Raw genomic sequence first — 19,007 nt, forward strand, 5'->3', positions numbered from 1 at the left:
AACCTGCGATCGCCCTTTCAGGCTTTATTTACGGGAGGTCTTCTTGACTAAGCCAGCCATACTCGCCCTTGCTGATGGCAGCATTTTTCGCGGCGAAGCCATTGGAGCCGACGGTCAAACCGTTGGTGAGGTGGTGTTCAACACCGCAATGACCGGCTATCAGGAAATCCTTACCGATCCTTCCTACGCCCAACAGATTGTTACCCTGACTTACCCGCACATCGGCAACACCGGCACCACGCCGGAAGACGCCGAGTCCGACCGCGTCTGGTCCGCGGGTCTGGTTATCCGTGACCTGCCACTGGTTGCGAGCAACTGGCGTAACACGATGTCTCTGTCCGACTACCTGAAAGCCAACAACGTTGTGGCAATCGCCGGTATCGACACTCGCCGCCTGACACGCATCCTGCGTGAAAAAGGGGCGCAGAACGGCTGCATCATGGCCGGTGACAACATCTCCGAAGAAGCCGCCATCGCCGCCGCTCAGGGTTTCCCTGGCCTCAAAGGCATGGACCTGGCGAAAGTCGTCAGCACCAAAGAGAAGTACGAGTGGCGCTCGACTGTCTGGGATTTGAAAACCGACAGCCACGCGACTATCGAAGCCTCCGAGCTGCCATACCACGTGGTTGCCTACGACTACGGCGTCAAACTGAATATCCTGCGCATGCTGGTCGAGCGCGGTTGCCGCGTGACCGTGGTGCCGGCGCAGACACCAGCGGCTGAAGCGCTGGCATTGAAGCCGGACGGCGTGTTCCTGTCCAACGGCCCTGGTGACCCGGAGCCTTGCGACTACGCAATCCAGGCGATCAAAGATGTGCTGGAAACCGAAATTCCGGTCTTCGGTATCTGCCTTGGTCACCAACTGCTGGCCCTGGCCTCCGGTGCCAAGACCCTGAAAATGGGTCACGGTCACCACGGTGCCAACCACCCGGTCCAGGATCTGGATACCGGTGTTGTAATGATCACCAGCCAGAACCACGGTTTTGCGGTAGACGAAGCGACCCTGCCAGCCAACGTCCGGGCGATCCACAAATCGCTGTTCGACGGCACCCTGCAAGGTATCGAGCGTACCGACAAGAGCGCCTTCAGCTTCCAGGGTCACCCTGAAGCCAGCCCTGGCCCGAACGACGTAGCACCACTGTTCGATCGCTTCATCAACGAAATGGCCAAGCGACGCTAATCGCTCGCCTTGATGTAGCAAAGCTTGAGGGCGGTCCCGACTCACGGTGGCCCCCTCAGGTCTTCAAGATTGAACAAGACGGCTTGCCGACTGACCTGCGGATTTGAGTGACAAACCCATGCCAAAACGTACAGACATTAAAAGCATCCTGATTCTCGGCGCTGGCCCGATCGTGATCGGCCAGGCCTGCGAATTCGACTACTCCGGCGCCCAGGCCTGTAAAGCCCTGCGCGAAGAGGGTTACCGCGTCATCCTGGTGAACTCCAACCCAGCGACCATCATGACCGATCCGGACATGGCTGACGCCACGTACATCGAGCCGATCAAGTGGCAGACCGTTGCCAAGATCATCGAGAAAGAGCGTCCGGACGCGCTGCTGCCGACCATGGGTGGCCAGACCGCTCTGAACTGCGCACTGGATCTGGAGCGCGAAGGCGTTCTGGAGAAGTTCGGCGTAGAGATGATCGGCGCCAACGCTGACACCATCGACAAGGCTGAAGACCGTTCGCGCTTCGACAAGGCGATGAAATCCATCGGCCTCGACTGCCCGCGTTCGGGTATCGCCCACAGCATGGAAGAGGCCAACGTGGTCCTCGAGAAGCTTGGCTTCCCGTGCATCATCCGTCCGTCCTTCACCATGGGCGGCACTGGTGGAGGTATTGCTTACAACCGCGAAGAGTTCGAAGAAATCTGCGCTCGCGGTCTCGACCTGTCGCCGACCAAAGAGCTGCTGATCGACGAATCCCTGATCGGCTGGAAAGAGTACGAGATGGAGGTTGTCCGCGATAAGAAGGACAACTGCATCATCGTCTGCTCGATCGAAAACTTTGACCCGATGGGCGTGCACACCGGTGACTCGATCACTGTTGCGCCAGCACAGACTCTGACGGACAAGGAATACCAGATCATGCGTAACGCCTCGTTGGCGGTACTGCGTGAGATCGGCGTGGAAACCGGCGGCTCCAATGTTCAGTTTGGCATCTGCCCCGACACTGGCCGTATGGTCGTGATCGAGATGAACCCGCGTGTATCCCGCTCTTCGGCACTGGCCTCGAAAGCCACTGGTTTCCCGATTGCGCGTATCGCCGCCAAGCTGGCGATCGGCTACACCCTGGACGAGCTGCAGAACGAAATCACCGGCGGCGCTACTCCGGCATCCTTCGAGCCGTCCATCGACTACGTCGTGACCAAGCTGCCACGCTTCGCCTTCGAAAAATTCCCGAAAGCCGACGCACGCCTGACCACTCAAATGAAGTCGGTCGGTGAAGTCATGGCCATCGGCCGGACCTTCCAGGAATCTCTGCAGAAAGCCCTGCGCGGTCTGGAAGTGGGCGTTTGCGGTCTGGACGAGAAGCTCGACCTGAGCAACCCGGAAAGCATGAGCGTCCTCAAGCGCGAACTGACCGTGCCGGGTGCCGAGCGTATCTGGTACGTGGCTGACGCCTTCCGTGCCGGCCTGTCGGTCGAAGACATCTTCGGCATGAACATGATCGACCCGTGGTTCCTGGTGCAGATCGAAGATCTGATCAAGGAAGAAGAGAAGGTCAAGACCCTGGGTCTGGCCAGCATCGACCGCGACTTGATGTTTCGCCTCAAGCGCAAAGGCTTCTCCGACATGCGTCTGGCCAAGCTGCTGGGCGTAACCGAGAAGGCTCTGCGTCGCCACCGTCACAAGCTGGAGATCTTCCCGGTCTACAAGCGCGTTGACACCTGCGCGGCCGAGTTCGCCACCGACACCGCTTACCTCTACTCGACGTACGAGGAAGAGTGTGAAGCTGCGCCGTCGGGCCGCGACAAGATCATGATCCTCGGCGGCGGTCCAAACCGTATCGGCCAGGGCATCGAGTTCGACTACTGCTGTGTACACGCGGCGCTGGCCCTGCGCGAAGACGGTTACGAGACCATCATGGTCAACTGCAACCCGGAAACCGTTTCCACCGACTACGACACCTCCGATCGTCTGTACTTCGAACCAGTGACCCTGGAAGACGTACTGGAAATCGTCCGCGTCGAGAAGCCGAAAGGCGTGATCGTCCAGTACGGCGGCCAAACTCCACTGAAACTGGCTCGTGCCCTGGAAGAAGCCGGCGTGCCGATCATCGGCACCAGCCCTGACGCTATTGACCGTGCCGAAGACCGTGAGCGCTTCCAGCAAATGGTTGAGCGCCTGAACCTGCGTCAGCCGCCAAACGCCACCGTGCGCAGCGAAGACGAAGCGATTCGTGCGGCCAGCAAGATCGGTTACCCGCTGGTCGTTCGTCCGTCCTACGTACTGGGCGGCCGCGCGATGGAAATCGTTTACGAAGAAGAAGAGCTCAAGCGCTACCTGCGCGATGCGGTGAAAGTGTCCAACGACAGCCCGGTGCTGCTCGACCACTTCCTCAACTGTGCCATCGAAATGGATGTGGATGCGGTCTGCGACGGCACCGACGTGGTGATCGGCGCGATCATGCAGCACATCGAGCAGGCCGGCGTTCACTCCGGTGACTCCGCGTGTTCCCTGCCGCCGTACTCGCTGCCTGCACACATCCAGGACGAGATGCGCGAACAGGTCAAGAAAATGGCCCTGGAGCTGGGCGTTGTCGGCCTGATGAACGTTCAGTTGGCGCTGCAAGGCGAAGACATCTACGTCATCGAAGTCAACCCGCGCGCTTCCCGTACTGTACCGTTCGTGTCCAAGTGCATCGGTGTTTCCCTGGCCATGATCGCGGCTCGCGTAATGGCCGGTAAAACCCTGAAGGAAATCGGCTTCACCAAAGAAATCATTCCGAACTTCTACAGTGTGAAAGAGGCGGTGTTCCCATTCGCCAAATTCCCTGGTGTGGACCCGATCCTGGGCCCTGAGATGAAGTCCACCGGTGAAGTGATGGGCGTGGGCGACACCTTCGGCGAAGCGTTCGCCAAGGCCCAGATGGGCGCCAGCGAAGTGCTGCCGACCGGCGGTACTGCATTCATCAGCGTGCGTGACGATGACAAGCCTCTGGTTGCAGGCGTGGCCCGTGATCTGATCAACTTGGGCTTCGAAGTGGTCGCCACTGCCGGTACTGCCAAGCTGATCGAAGCCGCAGGCCTGAAAGTGCGTCGTGTGAACAAAGTGACCGAGGGTCGTCCGCACGTGGTCGACATGATCAAGAATGACGAAGTCACCCTGATCATCAACACCACCGAAGGTCGTCAGTCGATCGCTGATTCGTACTCCATTCGTCGTAATGCCTTGCAGCACAAGATTTACTGCACCACTACCATTGCTGCTGGCGAAGCTATCTGCGAAGCGCTGAAGTTCGGTCCCGAGAAGACCGTGCGCCGCTTGCAGGATCTACACGCAGGATTGAAGGCATGATCAAATACCCAATGACCGTCAAGGGCGCTAAAGCCCTGGAAGAAGAACACGCTCACCTGACCAAGGTCGTCCGTCCGAAGCTCAGCCAGGACATCGGTACGGCCCGCGAGTTGGGTGACTTGAAGGAAAACGCCGAATACCACGCTGCTCGTGAGCAGCAAGGTATGGTCGAGGCGCGGATCCGCGACATCGAAGGCCGCATGCAAAACGCGGTGATCATTGATGTCACGACCATTCCTCACACCGGCAAAGTGATCTTCGGTACCACCGTTGAAATCGCCAACGTCGAGACGGATGAAAGCGTCACTTACCACATCGTTGGTGAGGATGAGGCTGACTTCAAGCTCGGCAAGATTTCGGTCGGCTCGCCATTGGCCCGCGCCTTGATTGCCAAGGAAGAGGGTGATGTGGTTGCCGTGAAAACGCCTGGCGGCGTTATCGAGTACGAGATTGTCGAAGTTCGCCACATCTAAGCGCAGGCGCCCGCTACGTGCGGGCGCCATGCTTTGGCAGCTGACTCAGATGTTGTGGGTTGGCGGTCTGTGGCTATTGCACATCGGTCTGCTGCCGGTGCTGGGCAGGATTGGCCTGGCACCGCTGCTGATCGACGAAATCGCAGGCATGCTTGATGCGCTGATGGTGGGGTTCGCCGCAGCGTGTGTGATTTTTCAGGCTTTGGTGCTGGTTCAGGCCGAGGGCCTTGCCAGTCTATGGCGCGATATTCGTGGGCAACTGCTGATGATGGCGCTGTATGCGTGTGCGATGTATGTCGCGGTGCGTATTGGCTGGCCGGATGCCGTGCGTTGGCAAGTGTTCAGCTATCTTGTTCTGGGCTTTTCCGGGCTGGTGCTGGTGTTGCAGCCGGTGCCTGGATGGAGTGGGAGGGTGCGCGAAGCACACCCTTGACCCTTGTCATCACTTGAAGCGATGGACGTTCGACAGCTGCTTGTTGACGCTGAAGTTCTTGCGGTAAATCAGTGCCATCTTGCCGATGACCTGAACCAGGTCCGCTTTGCCGACCTTGCACAGTTCTGCAATGTTCGCCAGGCGCGACTCGCGATCGAGGATGTTGAGCTTGATTTTAATCAGCTCGTGATCCGCCAAAGCGCGTTCAAGTTCGGCTAACACACCTTCAGTCAAACCGTTGTCAGCCACAGTCAAAACTGGTTTCAGATGGTGGCCAATGGATTTGTACTGTTTCTTCTGCTCTTGAGTGAGCGGCATAATCTGACCCCTGCGTCTGATCTTGTAAAAAGCGGCGGCCAGTTTACCCGAGCGAGTCCGGGACCGCCCAGTTAATCACGACCCGTTTTATTTTCGAGGTGGCCCGTGGCCCGTTCCAAGACAAGCCTTAAGTGGCTGCAAAGACATGTCAATGATCCCTATGTGAAGCAGGCGCAGAAGGATGGTTACCGCTCGCGTGCGAGTTACAAGCTTCTGGAGGTCCAGGAGAAATACAAACTGATCCGTCCAGGTATGAGTGTTGTCGACCTGGGAGCGGCGCCCGGCGGCTGGTCGCAGGTCACTAGTCGGCTGATCGGTGGTCAGGGGCGTCTGATCGCCTCGGACATCCTGGAAATGGACAGCATTCCGGACGTGACTTTCATCCAGGGTGACTTCACCCGGGACGACGTGCTCGCTCAGATCCTTGAAGCCGTTGGTAATTCGCAGGTGGACCTTGTGATTTCCGATATGGCCCCCAATATGAGTGGTACGCCTGAGGTGGACATGCCGAAAGCCATGTTTCTATGTGAGCTGGCTCTTGATCTGGCGGCTCGGATACTCAAGCCGGGTGGTAATTTCGTGATCAAGGTGTTTCAGGGCGAAGGGTTTGATGCTTATGTGAAGGACGCTCGTCAGAAATTCGACAAGGTCCAGATGATCAAGCCGGACTCTTCCCGTGGCAGTTCCCGCGAGCAATACATGCTGGCTTGGGGCTACCGCGGCCGTAGTGAGTAAATCGAGGTTTTTTAGCGGGTCGATAGGATTTTCGTATTTCGCCCCGTGAGCATTAGCGAATATTGTGTAGAAAGTGTTTCACAAAGGGTTACAGACGGCGCCTGCCAGAGCCGTAGGTAATGTAGTAAGTTAGGCCGGTGAATATCATGCGAAGCGCGCGCCATTAGCGGAGCTTGCTTCAGAGGGTAGTTAATTGAACGATATGGCAAAGAATCTGATCCTGTGGTTGATCATCGCGGCTGTCCTGGTGACAGTGATGAACAACTTCTCCAGCCCTAACGAGCCGCAGACCCTCAACTATTCCGACTTCATCCAGCAGGTCAAGGATGGAAAGGTCGAGCGCGTAGCGGTTGACGGCTACGTGATTACCGGCAAACGCAACGATGGCGACAGCTTCAAGACCATTCGTCCGGCAATCCAGGACAACGGTCTGATCGGCGACCTCGTGGACAATCATGTCGTAGTCGAAGGCAAGCAGCCTGAACAGCAAAGCATCTGGACTCAGCTCCTGGTCGCAAGCTTCCCGATCCTGGTGATCATCGCCGTGTTCATGTTCTTCATGCGGCAGATGCAGGGCGGCGCCGGTGGAAAGGGCGGGCCAATGAGCTTCGGCAAGAGCAAGGCGCGGCTGCTCTCCGAAGATCAGGTGAAAACCACCTTGGGTGACGTTGCCGGTTGCGACGAAGCGAAGGAAGAAGTCGGCGAGTTGGTCGAGTTCCTGCGTGATCCGGGCAAGTTCCAGCGTCTGGGCGGCCGCATTCCACGCGGCGTGCTGATGGTGGGGCCTCCAGGTACCGGTAAAACGTTGCTCGCCAAAGCGATTGCCGGTGAAGCAAAAGTACCGTTCTTCACCATCTCCGGTTCCGATTTTGTCGAAATGTTTGTGGGTGTCGGCGCCAGCCGTGTTCGTGACATGTTCGAGCAGGCCAAGAAGCACGCGCCATGCATCATCTTCATCGATGAAATCGACGCCGTCGGTCGTCATCGTGGCGCGGGGATGGGTGGCGGTCACGATGAGCGCGAGCAGACTCTCAACCAGTTGCTGGTAGAGATGGACGGCTTCGAAATGAATGACGGCATTATCGTCATCGCGGCAACCAACCGTCCGGACGTACTGGACCCTGCGTTGCTGCGTCCGGGTCGTTTCGACCGTCAGGTTGTCGTCGGTCTGCCGGATATCCGTGGTCGCGAGCAGATTCTCAAGGTTCACATGCGAAAAGTGCCAATGGGTGACGACGTCGCTCCGGCCGTGATCGCTCGTGGTACCCCTGGTTTCTCTGGTGCCGACCTGGCTAACCTGGTGAACGAAGCGTCGTTGTTCGCGGCCCGTGCCGGCAAGCGCATCGTCGAAATGAAAGAGTTCGAATTGGCCAAAGACAAGATCATGATGGGCGCCGAGCGCAAATCCATGGTCATGTCCGAAAAAGAGAAGCAGAACACCGCTTACCACGAGGCAGGTCACGCTATTGTTGGGCGCGTCGTGCCTGAGCATGACCCGGTCTACAAGGTGTCGATCATCCCGCGCGGTCGTGCGCTGGGTGTGACCATGTTTCTGCCGGAAGAAGATCGCTACAGCCTGTCCAAGCGTGCATTGATCAGTCAGATCTGCTCGTTGTACGGAGGCCGTATTGCTGAAGAGATGACCTTGGGCTTCGATGGCGTCACCACCGGTGCGTCAAACGACATCATGCGTGCCAGCCAGATCGCACGGAACATGGTAACCAAGTGGGGCTTGTCGGAAAAACTCGGCCCGTTGATGTACGCAGAAGAAGAGGGCGAAGTGTTCCTCGGTCGCGGCGGTGGCGGTCAGGGTGCAAGCTTCTCCGGTGAGACGGCCAAGTTGATCGACTCCGAAGTGCGCAGCATCATTGATCAGTGCTACGGCACGGCCAAGCAGATTCTCACTGATAACCGTGACAAGCTCGACGCCATGGCTGATGCCTTGATGAAGTACGAAACGATCGATGCTGATCAGATCGACGACATCATGGCGGGTCGTACGCCTCGTGAACCTCGCGACTGGTCAGGCGGCACCGGTACCTCCGGAACTCCTCCGGTGGCACAGGATCCGCGTCCGGAAACACCGATCGGCGGTCCGGCTGCTGACGTTTAAGGTTTGAAATGACTTCTGTTCAGTCCTCGACCCGGTTGCCTTGCGGCAATCGGGTTCTTGATTTAGCCCTGACGCACGTCATGGGTATTCTCAATGTCACTCCCGATTCCTTCTCTGATGGTGGCCAATATAGCCAGCTCGATGCGGCCTTGCGCCACGCTGAGGCTATGGTGGCGGCCGGCGCGACGTTGATTGATGTCGGTGGCGAATCGACCCGGCCGGGTGCCAGGGTGGTTTCACCGCTGGAAGAGCTTGAGCGCGTAGCTCCGGTCGTCGAGCGAATACACCGCGAGCTGGATGTCATTATCTCGGTCGACACTTCCACGCCAGCTGTGATGCGCGAAGCCGCACGACTTGGTGCGGGGTTGATCAATGACGTGCGCTCTCTGCGGCGCGATGGCGCTCTGGATGCGGCTGCGGCCACTGGCCTGCCAGTCTGTCTGATGCATATGCTCGGTGAGCCGGGCGACATGCAGGACAATCCGCAGTATCAGGACGTCACGAAAGAGGTGGGCGAGTTTCTCGCCGAGCGCATGGCTCAGTGTGCGTCGGTAGGAATTACAGCGGACCGGATCATCCTTGATCCGGGCTTTGGCTTCGCAAAAACCTTGCAGCATAATCTAAGCTTGTTCAAGCATATGGAGGCCCTGCGTGCCTTGGGGCGGCCCTTGTTAGTCGGGGTTTCTCGAAAGAGCATGATAGGCCAGGCGTTGAATCGTCCGGTTGGCGAGCGTCTGTATGGTGGTCTGGCGCTCGCAGCGCTGGCTTCGGTCAAGGGGGCGCGTATATTGCGCGTCCATGATGTGGCCGAAACCGTCGATGTGGTGCGGATGATCGCTGCAGTGGAATCAGCCGAATAAGAATGATGGAGTACTTATGACAAAGAAATACTTTGGTACCGACGGCATTCGTGGTCGGGTCGGCGAATATCCGATTACTCCTGACTTCATGCTCAAGCTCGGCTGGGCTGCTGGTATGGCGTTCCGCAAAATGGGCGCCTGCAAGGTATTGGTGGGCAAGGACACTCGGATCTCCGGCTATATGTTCGAATCTGCGCTTGAGGCCGGACTTACTTCGGCAGGTGCTGATGTCATGCTTCTGGGCCCGATGCCGACACCGGCCATCGCCTACCTGACGCGTACCTTCCAGGCCGAAGCGGGCATTGTGATCAGTGCCTCGCACAACCCTCACGATGACAATGGCATCAAGTTTTTCTCCGGGAAGGGCACCAAGCTTCCTGATGAAGTCGAGCATATGATCGAAGAGTTGCTCGACACCCCGATGACGGTGGTTGAATCGAGCAAGATCGGCAAGGTATCGCGCATCAACGATGCTTCAGGCCGCTATATCGAATTCTGCAAAAGCAGCGTCCCGACCGGCACCAGCTTCGCGGGTCTGAAGATCGTGATCGACTGCGCCCACGGTGCGACCTACAAGGTGGCTCCGAGTGTATTCCGTGAGCTGGGAGCCGATGTCGTTGTACTTTCTGCTCATCCAAACGGCCTGAACATCAATGAAAATTGCGGTTCGACCCATATGGAGCCGCTGCAAGCTGCTGTATTGGCCGAGCATGCTGATTTGGGTATCGCCTTTGACGGTGATGGTGACCGGGTTCAGATGGTTGATCATACCGGTACTGTCGTCGACGGTGATGAGTTGCTGTTCATCATTGCTCGCGACCTGCATGAGCAGGGCAAGTTGCAGGGTGGTGTGGTCGGTACGCTGATGAGTAACCTGGGGTTGGAGTTGGCCCTGGCGGATCTGGCGATTCCTTTTGTGCGGGCCAATGTTGGCGACCGTTACGTAATCTCCGAGTTGCTGGAGCGCGATTGGCAGGTGGGTGGTGAAAATTCGGGGCACATTGTCTGCTTCGACCACACCACCACCGGCGACGCGATCATTGCTGCGTTGCAGGTATTGATGGCGCTGAAGACCCGCTCCGAGGGGTTGGCGCAATCGCGTCAGGCGTTGCGCAAGTGCCCTCAGGTGCTGATCAATGTACGATTCGGCGGTGGTGCGAGCCCTCTTGATCATCCATCCGTCAAAGAGGCCAGCGAGCGCGTTACCCAGGCCATGGCTGGTCGTGGGCGCGTGCTGTTGCGCAAGTCCGGGACGGAGCCGCTGGTGCGAGTCATGGTCGAAGGCGAGGACGAAACACAGGTTCGCGGCTACGCCGAAGAGCTGGCAAAACTGGTTACTGAAGTTTCTGCCTGAATTCGGCTTGCCAGTCATGATTGTGTTGGGTAACATCTGCGCCCACTTTGACCGACGAGGTACAGCATGCGTCGCCCTATGGTAGCTGGTAACTGGAAGATGCACGGTACCCGCGCCAGCGTCGCTGAGCTGATCAATGGCCTTCGTCATCTGGCCTTGCCGAGCGATGTTGATGTAGCGGTATTCCCGTCTTGCTTGCATATCAATCAAGTGATTGATGGCTTGAAGGATAAGTCGATTTCGGTCGGCGCGCAGAACTCTGCGGTGGAATCCATGCAAGGTGCGTTGACCGGTGAAGTTGCGCCGAGTCAGTTGGTGGATGCAGGCTGTTCTTTTGTGCTTGTCGGGCACTCCGAGCGCCGCCAGATAATGGGTGAGCAGGACGGAATGCTGATTCGCAAGTTCGCAGCGGCACAGGCATGTGGCTTGATTCCGGTGTTGTGCGTAGGGGAAACCCTTGAAGAGCGCGAAGCTGGAAAAACTCTTGAGGTTGTCGGGCGTCAGCTAGGCAGTATCATAGAGGAGCTCGGTGTTGGTGCTTTTGCAAAGGCAGTAATCGCTTACGAGCCGGTCTGGGCCATTGGTACCGGGCTGACTGCTTCACCGCAACAGGCGCAGGATGTGCATGCAGCCATTCGCGCTCAGTTGGCGGCAGAGAATTCTGAGGTCGCACAAGGTGTGCGGCTTCTATACGGCGGCAGCGTGAAGGCGGCCAATGCGGTCGAACTGTTCGGCATGCCGGATATCGATGGGGGGCTCATTGGTGGGGCTTCCCTGAATGCAGATGAGTTCGGTGCGATTTGTCGCGCCGCGGGAAACTGAAAAAATGCTGGAAACAGTCGTAGTCGTTTTTCATCTGCTGGGTGCATTGGGCGTAGTTGCTCTGGTATTGCTGCAGCAGGGTAAAGGTGCGGATGCTGGCGCGTCTTTCGGAGCAGGTGCTTCAAATACTGTGTTCGGAAGCCAAGGTTCCTCTACCTTTCTTAGTAAGTTTACTGCTATACTTGCCGCCGGTTTCTTCATAACCAGCTTAGGGTTAGGTTACTTTGCTAAAGAGAAAGCTCACCAGCTGACTCAAGTAGGTTTGCCAAACCCGGCAGTGTTGGAAGTTCCAAAGCAACAACCGGCTTCTGATGATGTCCCGGTGCTTCAAGAGCAAAAGTCGGCTACTCCAGCGACTGACGTGCCTCCAGCTCAAGAGCAAAAGTAAGAAGGGTTTCAAGCGTAGTATTGCCGAGGTGGTGGAATTGGTAGACACGCAACCTTGAGGTGGTTGTGCCCATAGGGTGTAGGGGTTCGAGTCCCCTTCTCGGTACCAATTATCAGGAGAGCCCGCTGTTGCGGGCTTTCTTGTAGGTGGAAGGTTACATTGACCCTGTCAGGGATCGGTCGTATACTTCCGCCCCAGCTTTGTCGCGGGGTGGAGCAGTCTGGTAGCTCGTCGGGCTCATAACCCGAAGGTCGTCGGTTCAAATCCGGCCCCCGCAACCAGTTTAAGGAGCCCCTTTTAAGGGGCTTTTTGTTAGCTGGACACTTTCAACGCCGCTGTTCGACGGCGTTTCAAGGATGGGCGTTTCGCCCATTTTTTTATTTTGCACAGCATGCACATACATGCACGAGGGGGTTCAGGTGTCGAGCAAGCTAGAAGAGTTGCAGGCCTTGCTGGCCCCGGTGGTCGTGGCCCTAGGCTATGAATGCTGGGGTATTGAGTTTTCGGCTCAAGGTCGCCACTCAATGTTGCGCGTTTATATCGATAAAGAGGGCGGCGTGCTGGTGGACGATTGTGCCATTGTCAGCCGTCAGATCAGCGGTGTTCTGGATGTTGAAGATCCAATCGCCGTTGAATACACCCTTGAAGTTTCCTCGCCTGGCATGGAACGCCCGCTGTTCACTATTGAGCAGTTTGCAAAATTTGCCGGTGAACAAGTGAAGATCAAGCTGCGCTCGCCTTTTGAAGGCCGACGCAACTTTCAGGGCCTTCTGCGCGGTGTAGAAGAGCAGGACGTCGTGGTGCAGGTAGAAGACCATGAGTTCCTGTTGCCGATCGATATGATCGACAAGGCCAACATTATTCCCAGTTTTGACTGAGACGCGGATCCCGCGGATCCAATGGCTTGCGAAAGGCGAGGCGTACGATGAGCAAAGAAGTACTGCTGGTTGTTGAGTCGGTATCCAATGAAAAGGGCGTACCGGCAAACGTAATTTTTGAAGCGCTGGAGCTGGCTCTGGCCACTGCTACCAAAAAACGTTTCGAGGACGAAGTTGATCTGCGTGTGGAAATCAATCGCCACACCGGTGCTTACGAGACATTCCGTCGCTGGACTGTCGTCGAAGAAGCAGACCTGGACGATCCGGCCATCGAAACCTGGCCGAGCAAGGTTGCAGAAACGCATCCTGGTGCTCAGGTTGGTGATGTAGTCGAAGAAAAGATCGAGTCCATTGAGTTCGGCCGCATCGCTGCACAGACTGCCAAGCAAGTCATCGTGCAGAAAGTTCGCGAAGCCGAGCGCGCTCAAGTCGTTGATGCCTATCGCGAGCGCCTGGGAGAAATCATCTCCGGCACCGTGAAGAAAGTGACCCGCGACAACGTGATCGTCGACCTGGGCAACAACGCTGAAGCGTTGCTGGCTCGCGAAGACATCATTTCTCGCGAAACCTTCCGGGTTGGCGTGCGTCTGCGTGCGCTGCTCAAGGAAATCCGCACCGAGAACCGCGGCCCGCAGCTGATCCTGTCGCGTACCGCGCCGGAAATGCTGATCGAGTTGTTCCGCATCGAAGTGCCGGAAATCGCTGAAGGCCTGATCGAAGTAATGGCTGCGTCCCGTGATCCGGGTTCGCGTGCCAAGATCGCGGTCCGCTCCAAGGACAAACGCATCGACCCGCAAGGCGCTTGCATCGGTATGCGCGGTTCGCGCGTCCAGGCAGTGTCGGGTGAGTTGGGCGGTGAGCGTGTGGACATCGTCCTGTGGGACGACAACCCGGCTCAGTTTGTGATCAATGCAATGTCGCCGGCTGAAGTGGCGGCAATTATCGTTGACGAAGATGCCCATGCAATGGACATCGCCGTTGGCGCAGACAATCTGGCTCAGGCCATTGGTCGGGGTGGTCAGAACGTGCGTCTGGCTAGCCAGTTGACTGGCTGGACCCTGAACGTGATGACCGAATCGGACATCCAGGCTAAGCAGCAAGCAGAAACCGGCGACATCCTGCGCAACTTCATCGACGAGCTAGAAGTCGACGAAGACCTGGCACAGGTGCTGGTAGATGAAGGCTTCACCAGCCTGGAAGAGATTGCCTACGTACCGTTGGAAGAAATGCTCAACATCGACGGCTTTGACGAAGAAACCGTCAACGAGCTTCGCGCTCGCGCCAAGGATCGTTTGTTGACCAAAGCCATCGCTACTGAGGAAAAGCTGGCAGACGCCCATCCGGCCGAAGACCTGCTCTCGCTTGAGGGTATGGACAAGGATTTGGCGATGGAACTGGCGGTGCGCGGCGTAATTACCCGCGAAGACCTGGCCGAGCAGTCTATTGACGATCTGCTCGACATCGACGGCATTGACGATGATCGTGCCGGCAAGTTGATCATGGCCGCCCGAGCCCATTGGTTCGAGTAATTAGGCGCGGCCTGAGGAGAGAAGTGCATGACGCAAGTCACGGTGAAACAACTGGCCGATGAGGTCAAAACACCGGTAGAGCGCCTGTTGCAGCAGATGCGTGAGGCAGGTCTGCCGCACACCGCCGCCGATGAAGGTGTGAGCGATAGTGAGAAGCAGTCTTTGCTGACTCACTTGAAGAGCAGCCACAAGGCGAAAGTGGAAGAACCGCGCAAGATTACATTGCAGCGCAAAACCACCAGCACCCTGCGTGTTGCTGGCAGCAAAAGCATCAGCGTTGAAGTACGCAAGAAGAAAGTCTTCGTACAGCGCAGCCCGGAAGAAATCGAAGCCGAGCGCAAACGCGAACTGGAAGAACGTCGCGCAGTAGACAATGCTGCACGTCAGAAGGCTGAAGAAGAAGCCAAGCGTCGCGCCGAAGAAGAAGCGCGTCGCCAGCCTGCTGCTGCGCAAACCGCTACTAACGACGCCGTTGCAGCGCCTGCTGCAGTTGCCGAGCCAGTACGCGAAAGCGCACCGGTTGTAGCCGCTGCTCCAGCACCGTCTGCTGACGTTCGCAACAAGCAGAACGAACAGCGCCGTCCGGATAAACCACGTGCCGACGATAACAATCGTCGCAGCGGTGGTGGCGACGGCGAGCGTAAAAACGCTCCGCATCGTGCCTCGGTCAAAGAGAAAGCGCCTGCTCCACGCGTTGCCCCACGTACTACCGACGAAGAAAGCGATGGCTTCCGTCGTGGTGGTCGCGGCAAGGCCAAGCTGAAAAAACGCAACGCCCACGGTTTCCAGAGCCCAACCGGCCCTGTCGTGCGTGATGTGCAGATCGGCGAGACCATCACTGTTGGCGATCTCGCCAATCAGATGTCGGTCAAGGCTGCTGAAATCATCAAGTTCATGTTCAAACTGGGTACTCCAGCGACCATCAACCAGGTGCTTGATCAGGAAACTGCTCAACTGGTAGCCGAAGAACTGGGCCACAAAGTGACCCTGGTCAGCGACACCGCCCTGGAAGATTCCCTGGCCGAGTCCCTGAAGTTTGAAGGTGAGACGTTCTCCCGTGCGCCAGTCGTGACCGTAATGGGCCACGTTGACCACGGTAAGACGTCGCTGCTCGACTATATCCGTCGTGCCAAGGTAGCTGCTGGCGAAGCCGGCGGTATCACCCAGCACATCGGTGCGTACCACGTTGAAACTGATCGCGGCATGGTCACTTTCCTCGATACCCCGGGTCACGCCGCGTTTACCGCAATGCGTGCCCGTGGTGCCAAGGCGACTGACATTGTGATCCTGGTCGTTGCAGCGGACGACGGCGTAATGCCGCAGACCATTGAAGCGGTCCAGCACGCCAAGGCTGCCGGTGTTCCACTGGTTGTTGCAGTGAACAAAATCGACAAGCCGGGCGCTGATCTCGATCGCATCCGTAGCGAACTGTCGGTTCACGGCGTGACTTCGGAAGAGTGGGGCGGCGACACCCCGTTCGTATCGGTTTCGGCGAAAGTCGGTACTGGCGTGGACGAGTTGCTCGAAGCTGTTCTGCTGCAAGCTGAAGTTCTGGAACTGAAAGCGACGCCTTCGGCTCCTGGCCGTGGCGTTGTGGTTGAATCGCGTCTCGACAAAGGTCGTGGCCCGGTTGCAACCGTTCTGGTTCAAGACGGTACCCTGCGCCAAGGCGACATGGTGCTGGTCGGTTCGAACTATGGCCGTGTACGTGCCATGCTCGACGAGAACGGCAAGCCAATCAAGGAAGCCGGTCCTTCCATCCCTGTCGAGATCCTCGGCCTGGACGGTACCCCGGACGCTGGCGACGAGATGAGCGTGCTGTCGGACGAGAAGAAAGCCCGTGAAGTGGCTCTGTTCCGTCAAGGCAAGTTCCGCGAAGTCAAACTGGCTCGCGCTCACGCCGGCAAGCTGGAAAACATCTTCGAAAACATGGGTCAGGCAGAGAAGAAGACGCTCAACATCGTCCTCAAATCCGACGTCCGTGGTTCGCTGGAAGCGTTGAACGGTGCCTTGAACGGCCTGGGTAACGACGAAGTGCAAGTGCGTGTTGTCGGTGGCGGTGTCGGTGGTATCACCGAGTCCGACGCCAACCTGGCGCTGGCCTCCAGCGCTGTACTGTTCGGCTTCAACGTGCGTGCCGATGCTGGCGCTCGCAAGATCGTCGAGCAGGAAGGTCTGGATATGCGTTACTACAACGTGATCTACGACATCATCGAAGACGTCAAGAAAGCCCTCACCGGTATGCTGGGCAGCGATGTTCGCGAGAACATCCTGGGTACCGCTGAAGTGCGCGACGTGTTCCGTTCGCCGAAGTTTGGCGCGATCGCCGGTTGCATGGTTATCGAAGGTGTTGTTCACCGTAACCGTCCAATCCGTGTACTGCGTGAAGACATCGTTATCTTCGAAGGCGAGCTGGAATCCCTGCGCCGCTTCAAGGATGACGCTTCCGAAGTACGTGCCGGCATGGAATGCGGTATTGGCGTCAAGAGCTACAACGACGTCAAAGCTGGCGACAAGATCGAAGTCTACGAGAAGGTTCAGGTTGCTCGCAGCCTCTAACTCGCGCACTTCAAGGGCCACGGCGAGCCGCCGCATGCAAGTGCGCGGCACGGCGTCAGGACTCTAAACGCAACGCCCGGTCTGGCTTTTGTCAGGCCGGGCGTTTGCCGCTTTCAGACCCCACGGGTTTCACCGTGTGGCAGTAACAGGTAACAAGACATGGCAAAAGAATATAGCCGTACCCAACGTATTGGCGATCAGATGCAGCGTGAGCTGGCACAGCTGATCCGTCGTGAAGTCAAAGACCCGCGCGTCGGCCTGGTCACCATTACTGCTGTTGAAGTCAGCCGTGACGTCGGTCACGCCAAGATCTTCATCACCGTGATGGGTCAGGACAACGCCGAAGACATCGCGCAAAGCATTAAGGTGCTCAACTCCGCCGCCGGTTTCCTGCGCATGCAGTTAGCTCGCGAAATGAAGTTGCGCAGCGTTCCACAGTTGCACTTCCACTATGACGAAAGCGTCGTGCGTGGTGCTCATCTGTCGGCATTGATCGAACGTGCGGTAGCTGAAGACAATCAGCATCCGGTTGCGGCAGAAGCCGAAGACACCAAGGAGTAATCGGTGGCTCAGGTCAAACGTATCCGTCGTAACGTCAGCGGTATCATCCTGCTCGACAAACCGCTGGGGTTTACCTCCAACGCCGCGTTGCAGAAGGTTCGCTGGTTGCTGAACGCCGAGAAGGCCGGGCACACCGGCAGTCTCGATCCGCTGGCCACCGGCGTGTTGCCGTTGTGCTTCGGTGAGGCCACCAAGTTTTCGCAATACCTGCTCGATTCCGACAAGGCTTATGAAACCCTGGCGCAACTGGGCAAGACCACCACCACGGCGGATGCCGAGGGTGAAGTTTTGCAGGAACGCCCGGTGACCGTTGGTCGCACCGATGTCGAAGCTGTTTTGCCCGGTTTTCGCGGGCAAATCAGTCAGATACCGCCGATGTACTCGGCGCTTAAACGTGATGGCCAGCCGTTGTACAAGCTGGCCCGGGCAGGTGAAGTAGTGGAGCGCGAACCGCGTTCTGTTACTATTACGCGCTTGGAATTACTGGCCTTTGAAGGTGATACTGCGCGGCTTGCAGTGGATTGCACCAAAGGAACCTATATCCGCACCCTGGTGGAGGATATCGGTGAGCAACTCGGTTGTGGCGCATACGTTGCTGAACTGCGACGTACCCAGGCCGGGCCTTTCACGCTGGCCCAGACGGTCACGCTGGAAGAGTTGGAAGCGGTACATGCCGAAGGTGGCAACGAAGCGGTCGACCGCTTTTTGATGCCCTCGGACAGCGGCTTGCTGGATTGGCCACTGTTGCAGTTCTCGGAGCACAGCTCGTTCTACTGGCTTAACGGCCAACCGGTACGAGCCCCGGATGCACCGAAGTTCGGCATGGTACGGGTACAGGATCACAATGGTCGCTTCATCGGTATCGGTGAAGTGAGCGAAGACGGGCGCATCGCGCCACGTCGACTGATTCGGTCAGAATGACCGAACGAGGGTGGCTGTTAACAGGCACGGTCACTCCTCATTTTTAGATACAGGGATTTGTCCCTGGCCTGTTGAAGCTGTTTCTTTGAAACAGTTTCCTGATAAAAGGATTGCCTCATGGCTCTCGACGTTCAAGAAAAAGCTCAAATCGTAGCTGACTACCAGCAAGCTGTTGGTGACACTGGTTCGCCAGAAGTGCAAGTTGCACTGCTGACCCACAACATCAACAAGCTGCAAGGTCACTTCAAGATCAACGGTAAAGATCACCACTCCCGTCGTGGTCTGATCCGTATGGTAAACCAGCGTCGTAAGCTGCTGGACTACCTGAAAGGCAAGGATCTGGGTCGTTACCAGGCTCTGATCGGTCGCCTGGGTCTGCGTCGCTAATAAGCGATTGCGCTAGAGGTTGGTTGTCTGTCGTACGTCAGTGGGTTTCCCGCTGGCGCATGGCAGGCTCCCAGCCTCAAGTTTTATCTGGATACCTGCTTTACCTGGACAATGACAGTCGGGCCGATTCCCGACGTTGCCCAAGAATTTCGCAAG

Annotated in this window: 17 protein-coding genes and 2 tRNA genes; 18 read left to right on the forward strand and 1 reads right to left on the reverse strand. The window is 57.4% G+C overall.

What is annotated here, in order from left to right; all coding sequences use genetic code 11:
• The first annotated feature begins 43 nt into the window (after positions 1–43).
• The 4 genes from carA (at position 44) to ACA059_RS03895 (ending at position 5,426) form a co-directional block, all read left to right on the forward strand.
• Positions 44–1,180: a glutamine-hydrolyzing carbamoyl-phosphate synthase small subunit gene (carA, locus tag ACA059_RS03880; protein WP_309676570.1), complete on the forward strand. Its 1,137-nt coding sequence runs from the start codon at positions 44–46 to the stop codon at positions 1,178–1,180.
• Positions 1,181–1,298: 118 nt separating this feature from the next.
• Complete coding sequence (gene carB / locus ACA059_RS03885; RefSeq protein WP_140681651.1) at positions 1,299–4,520, forward strand: carbamoyl-phosphate synthase large subunit; 3,222 nt, start codon at positions 1,299–1,301, stop codon at positions 4,518–4,520.
• A complete protein-coding gene (greA, locus tag ACA059_RS03890; RefSeq protein ID WP_046045786.1) occupies positions 4,517–4,993 on the forward strand; it encodes a transcription elongation factor GreA in 477 nt (158 codons plus the stop codon). The genes carB and greA overlap by 4 nt, the downstream gene beginning before the upstream one ends.
• A gap of 28 nt (positions 4,994–5,021) precedes the next feature.
• Complete coding sequence (locus ACA059_RS03895; RefSeq protein ID WP_192410116.1) at positions 5,022–5,426, forward strand: MFS transporter; 405 nt, start codon at positions 5,022–5,024, stop codon at positions 5,424–5,426.
• Between the two features lie 9 nt (positions 5,427–5,435).
• Here the strand turns inward: ACA059_RS03895 and ACA059_RS03900 are convergent, their stop codons facing one another.
• Positions 5,436–5,744, reverse strand: coding sequence for a YhbY family RNA-binding protein (locus ACA059_RS03900; RefSeq protein ID WP_008005472.1), 309 nt, complete (start codon positions 5,742–5,744; stop codon positions 5,436–5,438).
• 105 nt (positions 5,745–5,849) lie between these two features.
• Between ACA059_RS03900 and rlmE the strand changes: the two genes are divergently transcribed.
• The 14 genes from rlmE (at position 5,850) to rpsO (ending at position 18,851) form a co-directional block, all read left to right on the forward strand.
• The gene (rlmE, locus tag ACA059_RS03905) at positions 5,850–6,479 is read left to right on the forward strand and encodes a 23S rRNA (uridine(2552)-2'-O)-methyltransferase RlmE (RefSeq protein WP_020299918.1); all 630 of its coding nucleotides are present in this window, start codon (positions 5,850–5,852) and stop codon (positions 6,477–6,479) included.
• A gap of 202 nt (positions 6,480–6,681) precedes the next feature.
• A complete protein-coding gene (ftsH, locus tag ACA059_RS03910) occupies positions 6,682–8,592 on the forward strand; it encodes an ATP-dependent zinc metalloprotease FtsH (RefSeq protein ID WP_033053619.1) in 1,911 nt (636 codons plus the stop codon).
• An 8-nt stretch (positions 8,593–8,600) separates the two neighbouring features.
• Entirely contained in the window at positions 8,601–9,452 is an 852-nt protein-coding gene (gene folP, locus ACA059_RS03915; protein ID WP_497632804.1) for a dihydropteroate synthase, read from the forward strand.
• 16 nt (positions 9,453–9,468) lie between these two features.
• The gene (gene glmM, locus ACA059_RS03920) at positions 9,469–10,806 is read left to right on the forward strand and encodes a phosphoglucosamine mutase (RefSeq protein WP_497632805.1); all 1,338 of its coding nucleotides are present in this window, start codon (positions 9,469–9,471) and stop codon (positions 10,804–10,806) included.
• A gap of 66 nt (positions 10,807–10,872) precedes the next feature.
• Positions 10,873–11,628 carry a triose-phosphate isomerase gene (gene tpiA / locus ACA059_RS03925; protein ID WP_497632806.1) on the forward strand — a complete coding sequence of 252 codons (756 nt, stop codon included), beginning with the start codon at positions 10,873–10,875 and terminating at the stop codon, positions 11,626–11,628.
• Positions 11,629–11,632: 4 nt separating this feature from the next.
• On the forward strand, positions 11,633–12,016 hold the full coding sequence (secG, locus tag ACA059_RS03930; RefSeq protein ID WP_017336473.1) for a preprotein translocase subunit SecG: 384 nt from the start codon (positions 11,633–11,635) through the stop codon (positions 12,014–12,016).
• A gap of 22 nt (positions 12,017–12,038) precedes the next feature.
• A tRNA-Leu gene (locus ACA059_RS03935) sits at positions 12,039–12,124 on the forward strand.
• Positions 12,125–12,220: 96 nt separating this feature from the next.
• Positions 12,221–12,297 (forward strand) — tRNA-Met (locus tag ACA059_RS03940).
• Between the two features lie 138 nt (positions 12,298–12,435).
• Positions 12,436–12,894 carry a ribosome maturation factor RimP gene (rimP, locus tag ACA059_RS03945; protein WP_010463487.1) on the forward strand — a complete coding sequence of 153 codons (459 nt, stop codon included), beginning with the start codon at positions 12,436–12,438 and terminating at the stop codon, positions 12,892–12,894.
• Between the two features lie 47 nt (positions 12,895–12,941).
• Positions 12,942–14,423, forward strand: a complete 1,482-nt coding sequence (gene nusA, locus ACA059_RS03950) for a transcription termination factor NusA (RefSeq protein WP_008024459.1) — start codon at positions 12,942–12,944, stop codon at positions 14,421–14,423.
• Positions 14,424–14,450: 27 nt separating this feature from the next.
• Positions 14,451–16,982: a translation initiation factor IF-2 gene (gene infB / locus ACA059_RS03955; RefSeq protein WP_497632807.1), complete on the forward strand. Its 2,532-nt coding sequence runs from the start codon at positions 14,451–14,453 to the stop codon at positions 16,980–16,982.
• Between the two features lie 159 nt (positions 16,983–17,141).
• Complete coding sequence (gene rbfA, locus ACA059_RS03960) at positions 17,142–17,543, forward strand: 30S ribosome-binding factor RbfA (RefSeq protein WP_008149016.1); 402 nt, start codon at positions 17,142–17,144, stop codon at positions 17,541–17,543.
• Between the two features lie 3 nt (positions 17,544–17,546).
• Positions 17,547–18,464, forward strand: coding sequence for a tRNA pseudouridine(55) synthase TruB (gene truB / locus ACA059_RS03965; RefSeq protein ID WP_497632808.1), 918 nt, complete (start codon positions 17,547–17,549; stop codon positions 18,462–18,464).
• A 117-nt stretch (positions 18,465–18,581) separates the two neighbouring features.
• On the forward strand, positions 18,582–18,851 hold the full coding sequence (gene rpsO / locus ACA059_RS03970; protein ID WP_140681637.1) for a 30S ribosomal protein S15: 270 nt from the start codon (positions 18,582–18,584) through the stop codon (positions 18,849–18,851).
• Positions 18,852–19,007 lie beyond the last annotated feature (156 nt).

It is taken from the genome of Pseudomonas sp. LBUM1647 (genome assembly GCF_059716175.1).